The organism is uncultured Caballeronia sp., from assembly GCF_964243625.1.
Classification (GTDB): Bacteria; Pseudomonadota; Gammaproteobacteria; order Burkholderiales; family Burkholderiaceae; genus Caballeronia.
In genome coordinates this window covers 1-4072 of the sequence record NZ_CAXTGZ010000544.1, presented here as the reverse complement: position 1 = coordinate 4072, position 4072 = coordinate 1, and the positions used below count along the sequence as shown (strand labels likewise).

The following is a 4072-nucleotide window of genomic DNA, read 5'->3' as shown; positions in this document are numbered from 1 at the left end:
AGGCAGACCTGCTCGTCGGAGATGTCGCCCGGCGCCGGCACCGCCTTGCGCCCGAAGTGACGCCGTCCGATGATCTCCATTTGCGCCGTCGATGTCTCCACGCCATATGCGCGCCGTTGCAGCATGGCGTCGAGCACGTTCCAGCTTTGATTCGGCATGAGTTCGAGCAGGGCTTCATCGACAGCGGCGAGCGCGATCTGCGTGCCGGCCGGCGCAGGCTTGCCGTCCGGCAACGTCACGCGAACCTTCACATGCGCCTTCGAGCGCACGGCGTACGACTTTGCGTCGGGCGTCACCGTGACGCCCAGCTTGTGTACGGCCGTACCCACCTTGATCTCGCCGAGGCCGTACCGGAAAGCGGGCTTCGACAAATCGACGAGCGGCGTGGGCGCCTCATATTGCCGGCCTTCATACCAGAACGCATGCGCCCAGTCGAGCGGCGCTTTCCAGCCCCAGGTGAAGAACGAATACCACGGCACTTCATGAATCCGGCCGCGAATCGCGAGCACGGAGACGTACACGTTCGGCCCCCACGTATCCTGGACTTTCAGTTCGATGGTCGGGTTCTTTCCGTCTAGTTCGACGACCTTCGTTTCCACGATCCCTTCACGTTCCACGGCCACGAGCGCGGTCGCAAAGCGGAACGGCATGCGCACCTGGAAGCGCGCGGTTTCGCCGGGTTCGTAGCTGGTCTTCTCGGGCAATACGTCGATACGATCCGTGTTCTCGCCGCCGAACCAGAGCTGGTCTTCCCGCGTGACCCAAACCGATGTCGTCGCGTTCGCGACACGTCCATCACCGTCTTTCGCAATCGCGATCAGGTCGACGTTGCCCGCTTCCTTGAGTTTTGCATCGCAGGAAAGCAGCCCGTGGTCATCGCTCTTGCCGCTGCACAGCGTGCCGAGGTCCTTGATTTCGGTGTGGTTGTCGTAGGCGTAAAAACCGCCGACCATGCGTTTGCGCGAACTCGTCATGGTGCGCGCAACGCCGCGTATTTCCAGCGCAACGCCGGCGCGCGGCTTGCCCTGCAAATCGACGGCGAGCGCCTGCACCGGCACTGCGTTCCCGACCGATACCCAGTCGCCCGCCTTGATGCCCGCAGCCACCGCCGCAGGCCAGAGCGTCGCGTCGCCGCGCAGCGTCTGGATCTCGCCGTTCGGGTCCGCGAAGGTCGCTTCCAGCGCGAGCCGTTTCGGCGCCTCGACCGCGGGCAGCGATTTCAGCGTGAGCGTGCCCGTGCCGTTACGGTCGAGTGTGAGCGCGGTTTTATCGGCGACGAGTTTTGCCGTCGATGTATCTTCCTGCGCGCTCGAGTTGTCGTCGTCGCCTTCCGTTGCGGGCGCGCTTGCGCCATCGTCCGCAGGCTTTTTGTACGGCGCGAAGCTGAACGAATCGAATTGCGATGCAAACGGCGGCGATGTGTCTTTCATCAACGCCGAGACTTGCACCGGCAGATTCGATGCCGGTCCGCCCGATACATATTCGATCTGCACCGCGAGCGGCGCTTCTTTGGCGGCGACAAGCGCGCCCGTCTTCTGGTCGCGAATCCCGATCGATCCCTTGAACACCGGAAGGCGGAATTCTTCTACGCGGAAACTGCCTGTATCGACGCTCATTCGGCTGGAGCCGGCGCTTGAATCGTCGTCATCGTCGCCGGCGTCGGCCTTGCCGTCGTCGAGCGTCACGCTATATTCGCCGAGCTTCGCGGCGGCGGGAATCGGGAAGGTCGAATCGGCGCTGTGATCGGCGGCCCACTTGAGCGGCAGGTGATAGGTCTGGCCGCTGCCCAGATGACGGATCGTCACGCGCGACGGCATATGCGACGGGAACGCAAAACCGCTGAGCGTTTCCTCGCGCATCAGATGTTTCATGGATACCGTTTCGCCGGCGCGCAAGAGCGTCCGGTCGAACACGGTCGTGGCGCGGGTGGTCTGGTCGCGGCTCATGTCGGTCGGAACGTTAAAACGCCAGCTTTCGATACCGCGATTCCAGTCCGAGCGCACGAACGCCATGTCGGGACCGGTCTTCGGATCGTCCACACGTGCCGAGACGAAAAAGCCCGACCATTCCAGACTCTGTTCATTGCATTCGGCAGCCGCGGCGAGCGGCTTGTTCACGTTTGCAATGCCTTGCGCGTTCGTCCTTGCCGTGGCGATCTGTTCGCCATTGCAATCGCTGATGTCGACCTGCGCGTTGGGCACCGGCTTGCCGCTGTCGAGCGCGGTCACCCAGACGATGCTGTTCTCGCGCCCCTGCTTGAAATGCACGCCGAGGTTTGTCACAAGCACCGACGTACGCACGTACATGGCTTGCGGCTTGCCAAGGAGCGACGCGCCAAGCGCCGGCGACGCCATTTCGACCACGTAAAAACCCGGCTTAGTGATCGGAATGCCGACCACTTCAAACGGACGCAGGGACTTCGGATCGGCCTGCGGCACGCTCAACGTCTCGACGCCCGGTTGCTTTGCGAGCAGCGACAACGAGCGGATATCGATCTGCGGATTTTTCGCTGTGCTCCCCACCGCGTAGACCGGCTTGATGCCGTTGTGCAGCGCCTGCGGCATCTGCTTCTCGATCTGGGAAACGGACATCGAAAAGCCGTCGAACTGGTCGACGGTCTTCATCCATCGGCGAATATCCGTATCGGCGTCCACGCGTAGTTTCGTCACGCTCGATGCTCCCGCGTTCAAGCCGCTGACCTTCAGGTCGGCTTCTACATGACGCAGCGTGACGGGCAACATGGCGGGCATGTTCGGTTCGGCGAAGCGCTCGATGATCCCGAATGTCGACGATGAAAACTTCGCCAGCGGTGGCATGGGAGCGGTCGCGGTCTTCAGCGGGAAGAGATCTGCGTTCGACAACTCACGGCCGCTCGCGTCCTTCAACCCACCAGGCAGTTCAATCGATAAATCCGCGTGTTCCGGCAACGGCGCCGCGAACTCGACCGTGCTGATCTCGCTATCCTTTTCGTCGGGATCGAAGGTCGGCGTTGCGTTGCCGCCCGGGCCACGCAGCGTGATCTTTGCGGCGTCGGTGCGCAGTACGGGCGAGCTGAAGCGGATGCCCAACGGGCGCAGCGGCGTGCAGGGCGCTTTTGCGTTTTCACGTTCGCACGAAAAACTTGCGGTGAAGGGGGCGCGGACATCAAAGTCGAAACGTTTCTCCACGTCGTTCGCGAGACCGCTCGGGCCCGCGACGCCACGGCCATAGACGAGTTGCATCTTCGTGGCCGCGGGCAGGGTCTGCTGGCAGGCGAGCGTGAGGACGCGTGCACTGTCTTTTTCAAGGCGGAAGTGCTTGAGCAAGGCGGTGCGTGCGGTGGCATCGACGGACTTGACGGGAATGCGGTTACCCAAGCCGTTCGATTCGCACCAGATGTTTTGCAGCGCGGAGGCTTCCGTTGCCGGGCCGTTGAGGCGCAGCACAAAGAACTGGTTCTCCTCGATGTCGCCATACCCCGGCATCACGCTCAGGACAAACGGGCCGCCCGTTTCGAAGCGATATTCGCGCGGTCCGGAAAGCGCGTTTCCGGCGTTCGATTTGAGGCCGTCGTTGAGCGCCACCGAGCAGCGCATGCCGGGCGTCAGGTCCTGATCGAAATCGTAGGCCCAGGTTTTATCGTCGACCCAGTGGGCCGAGCCTGACGCGGCACCCGGGGCCGCGCCACCGCTGCAGTGCACCTGAGCCGGCGCCTTCGCGGCGGCGTCGCCGAAGGCGATCATGGGTTCGTCGAACTTGACCACGACTTGCCGGACCTGCGTGACCTTGCCTTGCGGCGAGACGCTCACCGTCCGGGCGGCGTCTGCGCGATGCGTCGCGCCGAGAAAGCCTATTGTCAGCAATGAGACGGCAGCGGCCGAAGCCAGCGTCCAGGTTCGTTTTTTTATGACGCTGATCATCGAATGCGCTCCGGGAAAAGCCAAAACCGCTGGCGATTTTACCGGAGCCTTACGTTAAGCTAAGCATTTGTTTCCATCGTGCGACAAGATTTGATGATTGTTTGCATCGGGTGCGCGTTGTTACGTGAAGATGCTATGCGGGTTTGGCGTCGGCGGGGATATGGCGGCGGCTG

Annotated in this window: 1 protein-coding gene; it reads right to left on the bottom strand. The window is 62.6% G+C overall.

What is annotated here, in order from left to right:
* The coding region (locus ACFFAR_RS26655; protein ID WP_375508771.1) for an MG2 domain-containing protein at window positions 1-3899 on the bottom strand (3899 nt) is incomplete at its 3' end.
* Window positions 3900-4072 lie beyond the last annotated feature (173 nt).